Source organism: Desulfovibrio inopinatus DSM 10711, from assembly GCF_000429305.1.
GTDB lineage: Bacteria > Desulfobacterota > Desulfovibrionia > Desulfovibrionales > Desulfovibrionaceae > Alteridesulfovibrio > Alteridesulfovibrio inopinatus.
Window position 1 is genome coordinate 504,139 of record NZ_AUBP01000001.1, and the last position, 15,093, is coordinate 519,231.

The following is a 15,093-nucleotide window of genomic DNA, read 5'->3' on the forward strand; positions in this document are numbered from 1 at the left end:
ATAGATGCTCGCTGAAACGCGGTAAGCGATTGAAGCGGGATCCCCTTGTACAGTGTAATGATGCTGTGAACCTTACGATCCCTGAAGGGAGGATGAGATGTATGTACGACTTGTCAGCCTGGCTCTGGCCACCATGTTGCTGTGTTCCTGTTCAGCGTTGAGTTTTATCGGCCTTGGCGATGACGAACCTGAGTCCAAGCAGCTGCAAATGGTGGATTTCGGTATCTACGAAGACCAGTCTCTCAAGATCGAAACGACATCAGTTCCTATGGCGCTTGGAAAAACGTTTGGTTTTCGTTTCAAACTGGTCAATCCAGACGCAGCAACCATGAAAGTTGTGATTTCCACAGTCTCTCCCGGCATGATTAATCCGGAAAAAACCGATGTGGAATTCAAAAATGAAATTGAAGCCGATATTCGGGTCGGTGAAATCTATGGTTGTACGTTCACCTTCGAACGAAAATGGGAACTGGTCGACGGAGAATGGACTCTCGAAGTGCGCACGGAGAATGGGGAATCCATCAGCAAAAAATTTCAAGTCTATAATCCTCAACAATAGCGCGTAGGCACGAAAAATACGTCACGCGACGACTGCTTTTTCATTTCGTCGTGGCTTTTTTCCTCTCTCAGGGATAGAACTGGCCAAACTGGAGTCGTGTTTCAAACCTGACGAAAGGGAGGAGCTATGAAAAAGCAATGGCTTTTCGTTGTGGCCTTTATGATGGTTCTGATTTGTGCAGCAGCCGCCTTCGCCGATGACACGCCGGATTGGTTGGTGGCTGATGTCGATGCCGTCAACCAGGCGTGCTTGCATGCTTCTATTGACGGAAAGAAGACGTCCGAAGAGTTTTGCCAATGCGTTATTGAAGCAGGGCGCACCGGTATGGAGCCCAATGCCGTCACAGCCTGGTTGTCTGATGCGGGAGCTCAGAACAATGCTGCGGTCAACAATATCATGATGAGCAACTGCGGCGACCTTCTCAAGTGACGCGGTTTTTCGTCTTTGCCTTATCAGGCCGGTCTGTCGTGTTGACGGATCGGCCTTTTTCATGGGTTGACAAGGCTCGACTCCATGTCCGATAGGAGGGCATGAATGCACATCCTCATATCGTTGTATTAGACGGGTATACATTGAATCCTGGTGACAACTCGTGGGATGACGTTGCCGCTTTGGGACAATTTACCGTCTTTGACCGGACCGCGGATCAGGATATTCTCGACCGAGCCGGTGAAGCCGACATTATCCTGACAAATAAAACCCCCTTGACCCGACAGACCATCGAAGCGTTACCCCGTTTGCGGATGATTGCGGTACTTGCCACCGGGTATGACGTGGTGGATATCGTCGCCGCCAAGGAACGTGGGATTGTTGTCTGCAATGTGCCGGTGTACAGCACGGATTCCGTCGCACAATTCGTTATGGCGTGTATTTTAGACCATGTGCGTCGCATCGATGTTCATGACGCGGCTTGTAAGTCTGGTGACTGGACAAAAAACGCTGACTTTTCCTTTTGGTTGACGAATCAGATCGAACTGACCGGCAAGACCCTCGGAATTGTCGGATTTGGCCGTATCGGTGCCAAAACGGCCGAGCTTGGACATGGTCTCGGTATGAATATTCTGGCATATGCGCCTCGCCCCAAACCGGCTCCCGCGTACACAGGATTTGCATTTGCCGAGACGATTGATGCGTTGTTTGAAACGGCAGACATTATCAGTCTGCACTGTCCTCTGACAGCGGATAACAAAGGGTTTGTCGATGCCCGATTGCTTGACCGCATGAAGAAAGAGGCGCTTTTCATCAACACGGCTCGCGGCGCTTTGGTAAATGAAGAAGATTTGGCTGCGGCTTTGTCTGCAGGGACAATCAGCGGGGCATACCTTGATGTGCTGGGCGTGGAACCGCCCCCGGCATCACATCCCCTGCTGCATGCTCCGCGATGCCGCGTGACTCCACATGTGGCGTGGGCGACTTTGGCCGCCAGACAACGGCTTATGGCTACAACCGCCCAGAATATCAAAGCGTTTTTGGCTGGTACGCCGCAGAATCAGATCGTATAGTCAACGAGATAATGTTATTCAGGAGATTTTCCTGAATATGGTCACATATCATGTGTCCCAACTCCTGGTGTCTGAAAATATCACGTCGCCGAGGAGTCGGGACATTCTTTTCTGAAACCAAGTGATTCGACACGTTCGGATTTGCTGTATTCCTATCGAGACCAGCATGCCGCTTTCTTCTGTACGTCACACACGACGCCTTTCCCTCCATGGCGTGTTTGATCACGTCGTGCGTTCGGCCAATCCTGCCCATGAGCCGGGTAAAAATTTGAAATTGTTGTATAATACAGTGATACGACATCCTGCACTCCGTTTTGGTGTGTTGTGTTGGTGCCGACTCAAAAATGTGTCTTCAGATGAAGTTGCCGGACTCCGCGCCATGATGAAAGCATTTCTTGCAGCGACCCCGGCGGAGCATGATCAGGAAGAGTTTGTTCGCCGTACGGCGGCTCCTTTGGCTGCTTTGTTGGATCAAGTCCGCCCCCCTTTGCTTCGACGACGGAAACCGGTCTCACCGAACGCTCGTCCCGTGCTGGAAGCTGTCCTTGATGACATTATTGCTGCTGTTTCCAAAGATATTGAACGAACCTGGAATTCCCATCCGGATGACCCGCATATTCCTGTTGCGGCGCAAATCGTTTTACCTGGTGATGAATTTATTGATGGAGCGGTATTCCTCGACATTTTGACCGGGCTTGGCTCTTTCGAGTACCGAAATATCACGTTGCTGTTTGGGTTGATTCGTGTGGCGGTGGCGAGCAATCCGTGGATGCGGAATCAATTACAACCAGCATTTGAGGGAATGAGTGAACCGCTTCGACAACGGATAGGCTGGATTTGGCATCGGACAGCGTTTTATGACGATATCTTTTTTGAGCACCTCTATAATCGGCTCACCAAGTCTCAGCCTGACCGGGAAGAGGCAGCCCGTCTTGTCGCCATGATGGAAAATATGATTGGTTTTATTGTCAAAACCAGTGCTGAATTATTGCATACACCGGCCTCGCATCGCCCCCATCCTGCGTTGACCTGTTTACCGAAAGATGATGATGGCAAGCCCTTGTGCAATTTGTCACCGGCCGATTGGAAGAAGAAGCGTGATCTTGGGTTTGGTGATTACGTGCCCGATATGGATACAACCTATCTTGGCCTCACCATGGCGCGGAAGTGGATTGATTATGTCAATACAGCGGGAATATCGGCTGACCCGGAACTCCTCCAAGCGTGCGAAGATATTTTGTCGTATCCGTGGGTAGAAATTTTCAGTGAATATCAGGTCGGCGGATCATATGGGAAGAATCCTCCAACAATTTCCATGACTCGTCCGCTCGAGTATGATGGTGCGGTGTGTTTATGGTTTGATAAACCCTTTCCCCAGCCGGACGGACGGGTTGTTCGAGAGGCCTTGGGGAATGAGGTTTGTCCCGGACATAACATGGATATTCTTGATGCATTTCTTGTAAACCGAGACCGTTGGCATTCGCTTGAAGGCGAAAATCTTGCCACAGTTCAACGATTGCTTGATTTTCATCACCGTGCATTTGTCAGTGGTAATTTTCGTATCGAACAGGCTGTGCGGTTCTATTTACCCCTTATTTATGTCGTTTATGCTGGCCGTTTGTATGAAACTGTTTTGCAATTGACCGATGCAGAACGGTCTCTGTTTGATCCGACTGGAAAAGTCGAAGACATTCGTCGACATGCTCTTGAATATCTCTGTCAGGACATCGGTAAGCATACGCAAAATGCATTCGATGCAGCTCTTGCGATAACAGCCTTGGTCTTATTACGCCATGATCGTAACCAACCTGAACCGGTTATACATAGCCTCCATGTCTTGTGCGATGCACTGGGAGAAGGCCCAGGGCGACATCCATATAAAGCGTATGAATGGACCATGGTGCGCCACCCAACGCGTATTCTTGTTGGGAGTGAAACCACGACGTCTTTTTTTGTTCTGAATGCTCTTGTTGAAGCGAAACATTTTTTAGGGAGGTCTAAGCTGTCCAATGGCACGAAGGAAACATTTTAGGTGACTTGGTGAATTTATCGCCGAATTGAGTCGACATTATATACGATATCAGCGTACGTCATAATGATGTAGCAATAATGACACAGCCATGATGACATGCCACTCTAGTGAAATGCATTGAACATTTATCTGGATCGTGGTGTTTTTTTGCGTTCATCTCTTGCCTTAAAATTGAAAGTTACGCATAAAAATAGACATGGTATGTTCAGAGGAAAAGCATGCTTCTTACCTTGAGATAGCGATGCGCTGCGACTTTTAAGCGGGATAAAGTGGACTTTTTGTATTGGCCACGACATAATGGGGAGGTTGCATGAAATGGTTTCGTGACTTATCTGTCGGCGCTAAAATCTTGTCACTTGTTATTACGATGTTGCTTGTTTTAGATGTTTGTCTCATGGGACTTTTTGTTTATGAACTCGATGACTACATTGCAGCTGATGCGACGCGTTTACGGACATCACTTTTGGAAAGTGTGAAGGAGCAGCAGCAAAATTACGTTAATCAAGCCTATCAGATTATAAAGTATTTTTATGACATATCGCAGGATGAAATTGCCCTGCAACAAAAAACGCATGATGATCTTAAGCGTGTAGTCGATGCAATAACGAGCCAAGCCGCTGATTACTATGCCGCGCATAAAGGAACGATGTCGATTGATGAGATCAAGGCGCACATCATTGAAAATACAAAAAATGCCCGTTTTGATGGGGGAAACTATATTTGGATCAATGACTTGCAGCCTGTCATGATCATGCACCCAACCAAACCTGAACTTGATGGAAAAAGTCTCTCCGACTTCCAAGATCCCGACGGTGTCAAACTCTTTAATGAAATGGCTGCTGTTGCCCAAAAAAATGGCGAAGGCATGGTCTTTTATAGATGGGATAAGCCAGACGCTCCAGGGGATCCCAGACCCAAAGTGTCGTACGTAAAGCTCCTTCCCGAGCTCGGATGGGTATTTGGTTCAGGAGCGTGGATTGAAGACCTTACCGACAAGATGAAAGAAGAAGCCAAAGCCGTTGTATCCAAAATGCGACTTCTCGATGGGAGCTATTTTTTTATAACGGATACAGCGAAGCCATATCCCAATATGGTCATGCATCCGATTTCTCCACAACTTGACGGCAAATCTTTGGACTCGCCATCATTTCGGTCTACCACCTCCGTACAGTTTGGCATTGACGGTGAAATTATAAAATATCCTGATGGAAAGAAGCATTTCCCACAGGCCATGGTAGAAGTTGTTGATAAAGCGCAAGAGGGCTTTATTATTTATCAATGGCCAAAACCCACAGAGGATGGCGGCACGACGGCGGAGACTTTTCCAAAGTTGAGCTATGTCAAGTTGTTCAAGCCATGGGATTGGTTGCTCGGAATCGGCTTCTATATTGATGATATTGATCAAACAGTAGCTATGGAAAGCGCTGAAATTCAGTCTACTATGGATGACATTATAATAAAGATTGTCATTCTTTCCTTTCTTATCCTCGTGCTGTTCGGAGTGTTGTGTACATGGTTTATGCGCAATATGCTCAATAAACCGATCAAGGCCATTGTGACATATGCTGAAGATGTGGCTTTGGGTGAATTAAATGCCGACATTGAAGGCGAGTTTTATGCAGAAATGGATCAGCTCAAAATATCCATTGAGGCTATGGTACAGAACCTGAAAGCAGAACTTGCGTTTGCCCAGGGAATCCTCAACTCTGTCACGTTGCCATGTGTTGTCGTGAACCAGGAAGGAGAGATTACCTTAGTCAACCGTTGGCTGGCACACTTTTTAGGTGAGCAGAAACAGCCGGAAGAATATATTGGGGTGTATATTGATGACGTTTTTGCCGACCATGCTCCTGTGAGAGAAACAATCAATGCATCTATGGAGCAACGGGAAATATTGACGAATGTTGAATATGACGGCCGTTATCCGTGGGGAGAACGATTTTTCATTAAAATCGATGCAGCCCCAATCTATGATATGGATAATACCATGCTTGGCGTATTCACAATGTTGGCGACACTGACCAAAGTGAAGCTCCAACAAGAAGCGTTGGCCGAACAAAACGCCATGATTTCACAAACTGCGGCTGAAGCGGAGAGCATTGCTTCAAGTGTGAGTGAGAATGCCGGTGCACTGGCAGAACTTGTTCATGCGACGAGTGAGGGGGTCAGTCTTCAGCAAGAACGGTCACGCGAAACGGCAACGGCCATGGAAGAGATGAATGCTACCGTGCTTGAGGTCGCCAGAAATGCTGGGAGTGCCGCATCTAATGCCGATGAGGCTAGGGAAAAAGCACGCCAAGGCCTGTCTATTGTCGAGAGTGTTGTGGTGTCCATCTCTACCGTGAGCGATCGTGCTGAACTGCTACGTAGCAATATGGCTGAACTCGGTCAGCAAGCTGAAGGGATCGGTCGCATTATGACTGTGATTTCAGATATTGCCGACCAGACGAATTTGCTTGCCTTGAATGCGGCAATCGAAGCAGCCCGGGCTGGTGATGCCGGACGAGGCTTTGCCGTCGTCGCCGACGAAGTTCGTAAGTTGGCTGAAAAGACTATGGTTGCGACGAATGAAGTTGGTGCGGCCATTGCCGCCATTCAGGCCGGAACCAAGCAAAGCAATAATGAAACCGTCAAAGCAGCCCAGGCCGTGGAAGAAACGACGCGTTTAGTCCAAGAAGCCGACCAAGCCTTGCGTGACATAGTGACGGTGTCTGTGGCCACGGCAGACCAAGTTCGGGCTATCGCAGCTGCATCGGAAGAGCAGTCAGCAGCAGCGACACAAATTACACGCGCGACGGAAGAAGTATACACTGTTGCTGGTCAAATTCAGCAAGGTATGGAAGAATCTGTTGAGTCTGTCTCGAGTCTCAATGAGCAAGCTGGAGATCTCAAGGTACTCATTGATAAGATGCATGCGACTGAAGAAACCGATCGCCCATTGGCTTTGTCAAAATAATGAGTATGATACGTACATGAGACCTCTTCGGGCTGTGGAGGAGCTGAGTATCACGTACCGTCTTGTTTCCACGTGGAGGAAAATAATCAATGGCCACTATTCTTGTTGTAGATGATTCCGCTCTTATCCGTACCATGCTCAAGGGAATATTATCAGGGCAAGGACATACGGTATTGGAAGCTGTGGATGGAGAAGACGCCCTCCAGGTTTTTGCAGAGAAGGGAGCCGATCTTGTGTTCCTTGACATTTTTATGCCGGGAAAGGAAGGCCTGCAGACTATAAAAGAACTTCTGGAAACTTCTCCTGGCCTTCCCATCGTAGCCATTAGTGCTGGCAGCACATTTACCGATACTGAGACACTCAGTTGGGCAAAAAATTATGGTGCGAAGATGACATTGCCAAAGCCTTTGGAAGCACGTGAAGTCATTAATGCAGTAAAGACGCTTGTCTCGTGAGATTGTAAAAATAGTGTCTATGTATCATGTCCCGTCCGCTTCTATGTAAAGCGTTCGGGACATGATGGTGCCTTGAGAGCCTTTATTTTGTCGCATTGTCTTCAATACTCTGTGCTGTTTGATAGTGTTTCCTTTTCTTTTTTGATGATGACCATCGTAATATCGTCTTCTCGTTCTGCCCTTCCCGTGAATTCAGTCAAAGCACGAATGATTGCCTCAGCGATCTGCGAAGAAGACTTGTCTTTGTTGCTCCGAATAATGTCCTGAACCCGCTGCCTGCCAAATAGGTCTCCCGCCGAATTACTTTCCTCCCACGCACCGTCTGTACCAATGAAGCAAATTTGTCCTTTTTTGCATGTACCACTGGTTTGCGAGAGGTAAACATAATCTCTATTGCATCCGAGCGGAATCCCTTTCGCAGTCAACTCAAAGAAATCATCTTGTATTGGATCATAAAAAATTACAGGAGGATGTCCAGCGCAGGCCCAGGAAAGACATCCACGCGATGTATCGATGACAAGCAAGAACGCAGTACAAAAGTAGGCAGCTTCATAGGCATCGTCACAATAAAGCTTGTTAATAGCGGTGAGAGCCTGACCGGGGTCATGAAGTATATTTTTGTATGATCGGCAGTAGGCGCGCAGCGAAGCCATGAGCAAAGCGGCTGAAGTGCCATGACCAACAACATCAGCCACCACGATAGCCAGTTTATGTGAAGAGGCTTCAAGCTGGATAAAGTCGAAATAGTCTCCTCCCACTTTATGACAACTCAAGCTGGTTCCGCAGATATCGAATCCTGGAAGGTCAGGTTGCTTGCTTGGGAAGAGCATATGGTGGACAGCACCCGCGCGTTCCATTTCTTCTTCTATCGATTGTAACGCGAGTTCGTTCTCGTGTTGGTAGACGTTATGAATAGCAATACTTGCCTGGTCACAAACGTAATTAAAGACTTCCTGGTCATCAGCATCGAAAGCTCTGCCATCGTGTGTATTGGTCAGTTTTGCGACCCCGAGCACATTATCTTCAAATGCTATAGGAAGACAAAGTGTCGTGTGGACATCTCCTGAAGTGGTCTGCGCCAAAATATCTCCCGGCAAAACTTGTTCTGTGGATTGCAAGAGGAGAGGGTTCCCTGTCGCGAAGACTCGGCCTGGAATGCCTTGTCCTTTGCTCACGATGATCCCTGGTTTCAAGGTACTGCCTATGGGGCCGCGAGACATGACAAGTCGCATAGACGTTTGGGACCGATCTGTGAGAAACAGACTGCAATTTTGCGCTCCAAGCGTATGCATTGTGGTGACCATTAATCGATCCAAAATGGTTTCAATCGACTGGGAGCTTGAAATTGATCGCCCAACGGCAATGCATTGGCGCAGTCGGTTCAGTTGGTGAAACGCTTTTATTAACGTAGCGTTGGATTGGGGGGGAGGCATTTCTTGCCATTGAGTATGATCTATAGTCATGGGCCGTCTCCTTTTACAGAAGAAATCCGTGAACATGGAGTGGGGATTCTCAGGGGAGCCGTGCACGATGAGAGGGAGGACTCGGCCTTTATTCCCTGGGCGTCTCCTGTGGCGAAATTCCTGTCTGGAGCAGATAATCGATGGTCTTCTGAAACTCTATTTTCAGTGAGGTAAATAGCCTTGTCAACGCTTCGCCACGTTGTTCTTTGAGTGCTGTTTCCAGTTGTTTCGCTATTTCAGCCACACAGACTTCGCCAATAGAGAGGGCATTCCCCTTGATGGTATGAGCCAAGCCTGCGGCTTCTGCCGGGTTTTTGTGGAGGTTGGTCTCCAACTGCTCCATATCGTTCTGTCCGTCGCGTAGAAACACGGTTTGGAGTATGGCCAGCAATTCTTCATTACCGCCAAGACGAGCCAGGGCCTGTTGGACTTCGGCTTCGCGTTGCTGGTCATTGGAAGGACTGTCAACATGTGTATTTTCTGTCTCATGAGGCCGTGGTGGAGTGTCCTCAGGAACCTTGGAGGTCGATTGGCTTGTGACGGACGAAGAATCATGGTCGGTTGCACGGTCGATGGCGCTTAATAACGTCTCAATGGTGATAGGCTTGGCAATATAGTCGGACAAGCCTGCGGCAAGAAGGGCGCGCCTGTCTTCGGGCATAGCATGGGCCGTCATGGCAATAATGGGAATGGAGCGAGGTACTTTGAGCGTTGTGTGGTTACGAATTCTTCTTGTGACTTCAACCCCGTCCATCTCTGGCATTTGGATGTCCATCAATATGAGGTCGAAATCCTGCTTGGCGAGAATATTCAGGGCCTCATGCCCATGAGCAGCGTGGGTAACATGATGCCCTTGAGGAATGAGGATGTTTTTTACGAGTTCGGCGTTAAGAGAGGAGTCTTCGACAAGTAAAATCTCGCGTGCTTGGGTTGAATGTGAACTTTTGAGGCGATATTGCTTTTGGACTTGAGAGAATTCCTGAGCTGTAGCCGTTTCGAGGCGGACGGTAAGATAAAAAGTACTTCCTTTGTCGATTTGGCTCTTCGCCCATATGCGCCCGCCCATTTGGGAAGCAAGACGGCTACTAATGCTCAGTCCAAGTCCGGTTCCGCCAAACCGTCGTGATATGCTTGTATCGGCCTGGTGGAAGCTTTCAAAAATGGACCCGAGCTTTTCCCGAGCTATACCGACTCCGGTATCCTTCACCATAAATAGAATTGTCGGAGTGTCAGGTGGCTTACGCCTGTGTGGAGACTTACGGTGTTTATGTTTGGTGTCAGGTTGTACTGAAATGGATATGGAGCCGTCTTTCGTGAACTTAAGAGCGTTGCTCAACAAATTGAAGAGAATCTGGCGTAATCGTGAGGGATCGCCTTTGACGTATTGGGGCGTTGTCTGATGAATGTCGAGTTCCAGTGTCAGCCCCTTGCTTTTCGCTTGGTCGGCGAAACTATTGCGAAGCATTGTGACCAGGAAATAGAGATCGAATGGTGTTTTCTCCAGCGTGAGCTTGTGCGCCTCGATTTTGGAAAAGTCGAGAACATCATTGATAACCGTGAGCAGGGAATCTCCTGCTTCTTTGATCATTTCGAGATGACGGACATCTCCTTCCTGAGGAGGCGTGTGCAGGGCGACTTCAGTCATTCCGAGAATGACGTTGAGCGGCGTTCGTATTTCATGGCTCATATTGGCGAGAAAAGCCGATTTTGCTTTGGCGGCTTTGTCGGCACGGCGTTTGGCTGCCTCAAGTTGTCGAGCGGTGCTTTTGTGTTCTTCGATTTCTTTCGTCAATTGGGCATTGGCTGCCAGAAGCGATTGTTCAATTGCCTGACGATTCTTCATTTCTCGTTCGAGTTTACTGTTTGTTTCGCGCAGACTTTGGGTCCGTGCAAGAATAAGATTCTCCTGATCTTCCAAAACCTGCTTGAGGGCATGCTCCACTTGTTTTTTGTCAGTGATATCGGAGAGAAAGTTAAGAGTTGCAGGCTGGCCGTCCCAATCAAACGTTGCCGCCGTGACCTGTACCCACTTAAACATATTGTCCTTGGTGATTAAGCGAAAATCATACCCGTTCACCGTCTCTTTTCCCGTGATGCGCTGCGCATAACGTTGAGAAACGATATTCTGATCATTGGGATGAATAAATTTTATAAAATGTGCATTGATAAGTTCTTCTTCGGTATATCCAGTGAATTGCATCATAAAAGGATTAACAAATACAATGCGGTCGTCAGTAATGATGACAATCCCCTCGCGGGCATTTTCGACAATGGCTTTGAGCTGTCGTTCACTATTGGCGAGATCGGCGAGGGCTTGCTTGCTGACACTGATATCTATGGCAAAGCCTTCATGGAGTTTCACCGTGCCAGTCTCATCACGTGTTTCACGGATATAAATCGACATCCAAATGGGGGTACCATTTTTATGTTTAAAAGGACTTTGGAAGTCGTTCACCATCCCTTGTTGTTGGAGGAGTCGGAGTAAAACCCATCGTTGATGAGAATGAAAATAGAGTTGTTCGGAAGATGAGACCGCTTCCATAAACGCTTCAGGTGAATCATATCCAAGAACGGAAGCAAGAGCAGGATTGATTGTTATAAAAACACCTTCTGGTGTCGTCTGGAAAATACCCACAGGGGCTTCATTGAAGATAGCTCTATAATTGGCCTCGCTTGTACGAAGTGCTTTTTCGGCAAGTCGTTTTGCCGTGACATCAATGCCGAAGACAACAGCGACAACAGAATTGTCTGTGTCCGTCATGGGGTAGCTATAGATGTGAAATACGCGATCTTTGTATGTGAGTTCCCATTCGACGGTCCGTTCCGAATGGAGTGACTCGATAGCCGGGCAGAGGTCACAGCGGTCTCCAGAACATTGCACGATGTCACGGCAGTGACGTGATGTCGGATTTCCAAAAATTTTGCGAAAGGTAAGATTTGTGTAAGAGATCGTTTTTTCTGGCGTTATGAAATAGATAAACCCGGGAAGTGTTTCTAAAAGATAGAGAAAACGCTGTCGTTCTCTTCGCAATTCTTCAATGTAATGTTCGGTTTCAGCTCGATCATTTTCAATAACAGCGAGATACGTTAGCGTTCCCTCATCGTCGAAAATTGGATGGATGGTCAGAGAACGGAGAGAGTCGTCATTATGGAAGATGCACAGTTGTTCGAGGCAAAGGCCTTGTTTGAGGCGAACGATGTGTTCCGGTTTTTTCAAGGCCTCTTGAAGGCACGGGAGTTGGTCAAAAGCGTTTGTCGTTGAACCATCATCGCTCGGTTGCGCGACGAGGAATCGCGGTGCGCTCGCACTGTTGGTCATGACGACATGACCATCTTCGGTCATGATGAATGCGGGGCGCCGGATAGCCGTGAGAAGAGCGTGAACGACACTTGTTTGGCACAGCTTGGGGGCGTGGTGACCTTTTGTGGTGTGGGAGGGAGGTTTCTTGAAAGGCATAAGCAGCGCGTTTGTTGTGCCGTAATCGCCGTAGAGCTCTGCGAGCACGGTCAAAGAGAAATAGGATCGCCGAACGCCAGACCTTGCAGCGGGGTTTTTTCTGCAAAAAATTCATCAAGACGAGGTTTTTCGCTGAAAAGGATTTTCATTCTCGAAACGGGCAGGCCTTCGCGAACAGCACCGCTATAAACCAGAGCTTTATCAATGAACTCTGCTGTTAAAAAAGATGCTTTGACTGTAAACACACGCCCGAGGCCTTCTTCGAATACTGCCAAGGAGAGTGTATGTTTCGTATGATCTGGCGTCGATATCATGACTCCCGTTTTGATAAGCGCCGTTTCAAGATTGCGTGGTAAAATCGCCGACCATTTCGAAACAAGTCGGATAAACGGCTCATGGAGAGCAAGATAGTAAAACGGATCGAGCTTGAGCGCGATGGACATACCCGGAGTGTTCAGTAAAGTCGGCGTCGTTTTATAATGGGCGCCCAGGCTTCGTTCAATACCTTTGAGGATATCTTGATAGTCTATCATAGTGTTGTGTCGTTGAAAGCGAGTTTCATAAGATGGTTTGCAAGACCGCCCAAGGATGATGGAACATATCCGAAAACATGATTCCAGACTACATCCGATTCCATACACAGATAAACTTTTTTGTCCAGACCGTACTTGATGAGGCGTGAGGCAATACGGTGAAGTTGAGGAGCGCGAAGAGTGCGAAGAAGTCTTTTTTTCCCGTCTTCTCCCGTGGTAAATTCGTTGTAGATGTAATGTGATTCTGGATGCTTTCTTTGAATATGATCAAAAAGTTCCGGAAGGCAGCGAAACGATCCGAGGCTTACATAACAGATGGATTCAGGCTTGAGGTGATCGAAGATCATATCCACCGTGCTGTCATAAGCATGTTCCCAACCGGGAAAGTGGATGATCGGATCGAAATGAAGGCATACGTGAAATCCTGCTTCGGCGCAGGTCGCGGCCGCTTGAAGTCTTTCCGCAAGACTTGCGGCATCGAATTCTTCGTTTTCACAGATCGACGGGGCGTTGACCGACCATGCCGGAAGAATTTGCTTCGGATCGGCCGCATCCATCCACGAGAGGTCGATGATCTTAGATTTGAGTTCCAGGCGGACATTGGGAAAGTCGTGCAGGAAGGAAACAAGGTCACGGCTAAAAGACGTAATGGCTTCAAGCGCAAGCGAATCGGTGAATTCCCCCGTACCGACTCGAAATCGACGGTTGGGATCATGGGAAAATGCCTCGCCGATTTGGCCGAAAAGGTCATCCTGGTTAGCAAAAATTTTTAAGACGTTGTCACGGAAATAGGCTTTAAGGATGCAGTAGGTGCACGTGACCGGACAGTTTTCACCAAAGTGAATGATCTGATAGGCACAACATCGATACTTTCGTGTAGCCGGACATGGACGCAGAAAACGGCCTTTATAATGCTTCAGATACACGGTGTGGCCGGTGTGGTCAGTTTCCGGATCAAACATGGTGGAAGTGTCCGGAGTCATAACCGAAAATGGTAAATGGGCGAGACGTTCCCTGACGCGCCTGGTCATGGGAGAATCTGCAACGTCTTCGTCAGCGACAATGCGCGTGAGGTGACGAAGGTGCACAGGAAGAGCAATATGGTCCATAATCTTATCGTGAGCCGCAACCGGAATTGGAGTCCGGGGCGCCAACAAGCCAGAGTTCATCCCATTCTTTCTTTTCCGTTGCCTCATCGAGATCTCGAACGGCCTGTCCAAGTTCTTGCCGGTTGGCAACCTCGACTTCAAGACGTACACGATCCGTCTCGAATCCCTGAGACGGCTTGACGCGCCAGACATTTTGACGCGTGATTTCTGAAGCGAGTGTGAAAAAACGTTCCTCCATGTCGGTCAGGCAGGGATAGCGCATGTTTCGGGCTGCGGTACCTAATCGATGCAGCGTATCATTGGGGGAAAGACCCAAGTGCAACACGGCATGCAAGTTCGCTTTTTCCACCAACTCCGCCACAGGTTTTTTCTGCATAAGTGAGGCTTCTCGGATATTGCCGACAAAACCAGCCAAGTTGTTTCTCGACCATTTGAGGGAAGCAAAAAAAGGTTCGAGGATTTCCAGATCGAACTCGCTCAGCGTGGAGAGGACGGAGGCTGACGCGAGTGTGAGGCGATTGGCAAAGAGGTAACTGTCAAAACGGCTTGGCAACTCCAGCCATTGCTCTAAACGCGCGGCTTGAGCGCTTTTGGCTGAAAGTCCAAGGTATGGGGCGGCTTCACGCATCCAGACCTCAAACGATGCTTGCGTCTGGAAATAGCGTCCAGCCTGAACAAGCATGGCCTCTGTACGTTGCCGGTTAAAATTACAGGCGAGATAAATCAGGCCGCGCAACAGGCCTTGAGGAAGAAATGCATTGTTGATGTTTGATTCGAGTCTGACAGCGGTCGCAAAACGATTTAATTGTGTTAATACGCGTAATCGCTTGACACCACTGAGTAAAATTGGACGTGAACCCGTGTCATCCAGGATGATGGGGCTAAGTTGACCGAGCCGGCTGATGGAATTGCAAAGTTCGGGAGAAGGATCGTCGGCCCAAAAAAGAGCCGGGTTCTCCGTTCCCACATCAACTGGCCACACCGTTACAAGCTCTGGGGAATATGTGATAAGTGGATCCATAGTGCC

General features: G+C 48.3%; 11 protein-coding genes. 6 read left to right on the top strand and 5 right to left on the bottom strand.

What is annotated here, in order from left to right:
• Window positions 1-97: 97 nt before the first annotated feature.
• The 6 genes from G451_RS0102185 (at window position 98) to G451_RS0102210 (ending at window position 7,504) form a co-directional block, all read left to right on the top strand.
• Entirely contained in the window at window positions 98-559 is a 462-nt protein-coding gene (locus G451_RS0102185) for a DUF3859 domain-containing protein (protein WP_027182986.1), read from the top strand.
• A 126-nt stretch (window positions 560-685) separates the two neighbouring features.
• Complete coding sequence (locus tag G451_RS0102190) at window positions 686-988, top strand: hypothetical protein (RefSeq protein ID WP_027182987.1); 303 nt, start codon at window positions 686-688, stop codon at window positions 986-988.
• A 101-nt stretch (window positions 989-1,089) separates the two neighbouring features.
• Entirely contained in the window at window positions 1,090-2,061 is a 972-nt protein-coding gene (locus tag G451_RS0102195; RefSeq protein ID WP_027182988.1) for a D-2-hydroxyacid dehydrogenase, read from the top strand.
• Between the two features lie 166 nt (window positions 2,062-2,227).
• A complete protein-coding gene (locus tag G451_RS27025; RefSeq protein WP_051261034.1) occupies window positions 2,228-4,093 on the top strand; it encodes a hypothetical protein in 1,866 nt (621 codons plus the stop codon).
• A 310-nt stretch (window positions 4,094-4,403) separates the two neighbouring features.
• A complete protein-coding gene (locus tag G451_RS0102205) occupies window positions 4,404-7,049 on the top strand; it encodes a methyl-accepting chemotaxis protein (protein ID WP_027182989.1) in 2,646 nt (881 codons plus the stop codon).
• A gap of 89 nt (window positions 7,050-7,138) precedes the next feature.
• Window positions 7,139-7,504: a response regulator gene (locus G451_RS0102210; protein ID WP_027182990.1), complete on the top strand. Its 366-nt coding sequence runs from the start codon at window positions 7,139-7,141 to the stop codon at window positions 7,502-7,504.
• A gap of 101 nt (window positions 7,505-7,605) precedes the next feature.
• Here G451_RS0102210 and G451_RS0102215 read toward each other — a convergent pair whose 3' ends face one another.
• The 5 genes from G451_RS0102215 to G451_RS0102235 all read right to left on the bottom strand — a co-directional run bounded on the left by G451_RS0102215 (window position 7,606) and on the right by G451_RS0102235 (window position 15,087).
• Window positions 7,606-8,967: a GAF domain-containing SpoIIE family protein phosphatase gene (locus tag G451_RS0102215; protein ID WP_027182991.1), complete on the bottom strand. Its 1,362-nt coding sequence runs from the start codon at window positions 8,965-8,967 to the stop codon at window positions 7,606-7,608.
• Window positions 8,968-9,055: 88 nt separating this feature from the next.
• The gene (locus G451_RS27030; protein ID WP_051261035.1) at window positions 9,056-12,424 is read right to left on the bottom strand and encodes a PAS domain S-box protein; all 3,369 of its coding nucleotides are present in this window, start codon (window positions 12,422-12,424) and stop codon (window positions 9,056-9,058) included.
• Between the two features lie 50 nt (window positions 12,425-12,474).
• Window positions 12,475-12,957, bottom strand: coding sequence for a hypothetical protein (locus tag G451_RS0102225; protein ID WP_027182992.1), 483 nt, complete (start codon window positions 12,955-12,957; stop codon window positions 12,475-12,477).
• Window positions 12,954-14,066: an SPL family radical SAM protein gene (locus tag G451_RS0102230; protein ID WP_051261036.1), complete on the bottom strand. Its 1,113-nt coding sequence runs from the start codon at window positions 14,064-14,066 to the stop codon at window positions 12,954-12,956. The genes G451_RS0102225 and G451_RS0102230 overlap by 4 nt, the downstream gene beginning before the upstream one ends.
• A gap of 4 nt (window positions 14,067-14,070) precedes the next feature.
• The gene (locus tag G451_RS0102235) at window positions 14,071-15,087 is read right to left on the bottom strand and encodes a hypothetical protein (RefSeq protein WP_027182994.1); all 1,017 of its coding nucleotides are present in this window, start codon (window positions 15,085-15,087) and stop codon (window positions 14,071-14,073) included.
• Window positions 15,088-15,093 lie beyond the last annotated feature (6 nt).

Coding starts and splice junctions, on each gene's coding strand:
- G451_RS0102185 (WP_027182986.1), top strand. CDS start 98: ATGTATGTACGACTTGTCAGCCTGGCTCTGGCCACCATGTTGCTGTGT.
- G451_RS0102190 (WP_027182987.1), top strand. CDS start 686: ATGAAAAAGCAATGGCTTTTCGTTGTGGCCTTTATGATGGTTCTGATT.
- G451_RS0102195 (WP_027182988.1), top strand. CDS start 1,090: ATGAATGCACATCCTCATATCGTTGTATTAGACGGGTATACATTGAAT.
- G451_RS27025 (WP_051261034.1), top strand. CDS start 2,228: ATGCCGCTTTCTTCTGTACGTCACACACGACGCCTTTCCCTCCATGGC.
- G451_RS0102205 (WP_027182989.1), top strand. CDS start 4,404: ATGAAATGGTTTCGTGACTTATCTGTCGGCGCTAAAATCTTGTCACTT.
- G451_RS0102210 (WP_027182990.1), top strand. CDS start 7,139: ATGGCCACTATTCTTGTTGTAGATGATTCCGCTCTTATCCGTACCATG.
- G451_RS0102215 (WP_027182991.1), bottom strand. CDS start 8,967: ATGACTATAGATCATACTCAATGGCAAGAAATGCCTCCCCCCCAATCC.
- G451_RS27030 (WP_051261035.1), bottom strand. CDS start 12,424: ATGCCTTTCAAGAAACCTCCCTCCCACACCACAAAAGGTCACCACGCC.
- G451_RS0102225 (WP_027182992.1), bottom strand. CDS start 12,957: ATGATAGACTATCAAGATATCCTCAAAGGTATTGAACGAAGCCTGGGC.
- G451_RS0102230 (WP_051261036.1), bottom strand. CDS start 14,066: ATGGACCATATTGCTCTTCCTGTGCACCTTCGTCACCTCACGCGCATT.
- G451_RS0102235 (WP_027182994.1), bottom strand. CDS start 15,087: ATGGATCCACTTATCACATATTCCCCAGAGCTTGTAACGGTGTGGCCA.